This window comes from Acetatifactor sp., from assembly GCF_982438285.1.
This window is the reverse complement of the sequence record NZ_CEWDFQ010000448.1, coordinates 1-2,025: the sequence shown is the minus strand read 5'-3', so window position 1 is coordinate 2,025 and position 2,025 is coordinate 1. Positions and strand designations below refer to the sequence as shown.

Below are 2,025 nucleotides of genomic sequence, written 5' to 3'. Positions count from 1 at the left end.
TTCAACCGTGTTGTAAAGTATATCGTGGAAAATGTAGGCAAGACCTTTTCAGCCAATGCCATTGCGAAGTTTCTCAAAAGCGAGGGACGTTCCCTATCCGTCGAAGCAGTTTATAACTATCTGAACTGGCTGGAAAAGGCGTTTGTGATCTATCGCTGCCAGCGATATGACTTACAGGGAAAATCCGTGCTGAAAACGCAGGAAAAATTCTATTTGGCGGACGCTTCCCTGAAATACTGTATCATGGGCTTTCATCCAAAGTCGATTGCCGCTATGCTGGAGAACATTGTGTATTTTGAACTGCGGCGGAGAGGCAATGAGGTCTATATCGGGAGGTTGCCAATCTCCTTGAAATTAAAGACCACTACCCTAAATATGTGGTAACGCTGGACGAACTCGCTGCAGGAAATATCAATGGTGTAAAAATCGTGCATTTAGCAGATTTCCTGCTGCGTGGTGAGTATTGAAACAAGATTTTGGACAAGTATCCTGTGATGTAAATGGTGAATTTACAGATTATTTCCGCTGCAAATCATTAATCCAAGATTTAAGAAACATTGCCGGATAACAGTATTCCGCTGGTGTCTTATAATCAAGAGCTGAATGGCATCGCTCGAAGCTGTAACTGTGGATATAACGTTCAATTGCCGCTCTTGTTTCTTTGATATTATTGTATTGTGTCAGATAATATTCTTCATATTTAAAATTGCGGAACCACCGCTCAATGTTCTGCGGCTTTGAAGACAGGGTTTTGTCCATGTATGCAAAGGGAATGAGCCAGCATGGCATTGCAGAGCCGCCCCCTTGAGAAATTCTATACGTTTCTGTTTGTTGATTGTCTGTATGTCTCCATCCGCAAAGAAATGGAAACGAAAAGCTGTGCCGTGTATGTAATACTCGGATATGATGTGAATGGAGTCAAGGACATACTTGGCGTCTGGATTGGAGAGTCAGAAGGGAAGCATTACTGGATGCAGATATTTGATGAGATTAAGGCAAGGGAGTGGAAGATATCCTGTTTATCAGCATGGACGGGGTACCCGGCCTGGAGGAAGGTGCAAAAACTGAATGGGGGAATATCTATTCAGGGGATGCACCTTGACAACTGAAGAAATGGATATAATAGAGTGTAGCAAACTGCCTATAATTTTGATATAATACATCTATCAAAACAAGGAGGTTGTAAAAATGCCATTGCCACAAGAAAAAGTATATACAATTAATGACATATATACACTGCCTGACGGGGAAAGAGCAGAAATAATTGATGGCCAGATATATTATATGGCTCCACCAAATACGAGGCATCAAAGAATTTCGGGGATGCTTCATACCAAAATAAACAACTATATAGGAAGCAGACGGGGAAGATGTGAAGTATTTGCAGCTCCATTTGCTGTCTTTCTTAATCAGGACGATAAAAATTATGTTGAGCCCGATATATCTGTTGTCTGCGATCCGGACAAACTGGATGAAAGAGGCTGTAACGGCGCGCCAGATTGGATTATAGAAATTGTTTCCCAAAGCAGCAGACGAATAGACTACTTTACAAAGCTGTTTAAGTATCGTACTGCTGGCGTAAAAGAATACTGGATAGTAGACCCAGACAAAGAACGCGTGACGGTATATAATTTTGAAAATGAGTCTACAGACGAATATGCTTTTAATATGCCGATACCAGTAGGAATATATGAAGATTTCTTTATTGCGATAGAAATGTAGGTGAGACATGGAGATACACACCAACAAAGTGTATATTTTAAGCAGATAGGGCAGGAGAATAACAGAGGTTTGTGCGTCATGGCATAAAAGCCTCTGTGGGAGCTCTGAATGGCCCTATTTTTGTACAGAAAATCTTCGTTGGAGAGATCAAAAAAGAGGACGAATAATTAAAAAATCCTGGCACAAGAGGAAAACATGGTTTTTAGCGATGCAGATGACAAAATATATCCTCAATTGTAATCCGAGATTCCATACCTGCTATTCCGGATAAGTGTGAAAAGTGAATAGTTATTGATGTAAAAG

The 2,025-nt window shown here is 40.7% G+C and carries 3 protein-coding genes and 1 pseudogene; 3 read left to right on the top strand and 1 reads right to left on the bottom strand.

The window, feature by feature from the left end:
* Window positions 1-384, top strand: a 384-nt coding sequence (locus AC1WIP_RS15100) for a DUF4143 domain-containing protein (RefSeq protein WP_481142602.1), incomplete at its 5' end; no start/stop codon positions are given.
* Between the two features lie 132 nt (window positions 385-516).
* Here AC1WIP_RS15100 and AC1WIP_RS15095 read toward each other — a convergent pair.
* Window positions 517-759, bottom strand: coding sequence for an integrase core domain-containing protein (locus AC1WIP_RS15095; RefSeq protein WP_481142603.1), 243 nt, complete (start codon window positions 757-759; stop codon window positions 517-519).
* A gap of 32 nt (window positions 760-791) precedes the next feature.
* On the opposite strand from AC1WIP_RS15095, the pseudogene AC1WIP_RS15090 reads away from it, so the two are divergent.
* Both AC1WIP_RS15090 and AC1WIP_RS15085 read left to right on the top strand, forming a co-directional pair.
* Window positions 792-1,063: pseudogene (locus AC1WIP_RS15090) on the top strand (transposase); the annotation flags it as partial.
* Between the two features lie 125 nt (window positions 1,064-1,188).
* Complete coding sequence (locus AC1WIP_RS15085) at window positions 1,189-1,722, top strand: Uma2 family endonuclease (protein WP_481142601.1); 534 nt, start codon at window positions 1,189-1,191, stop codon at window positions 1,720-1,722.
* Window positions 1,723-2,025: the final 303 nt, after the last annotated feature.

Excerpts from the sequence above, each read along its gene's own strand:
- AC1WIP_RS15095 (WP_481142603.1), bottom strand. The coding sequence starts at position 759 with ATGGACAAAACCCTGTCTTCAAAGCCGCAGAACATTGAGCGGTGGTTC.
- AC1WIP_RS15085 (WP_481142601.1), top strand. The coding sequence starts at position 1,189 with ATGCCATTGCCACAAGAAAAAGTATATACAATTAATGACATATATACA.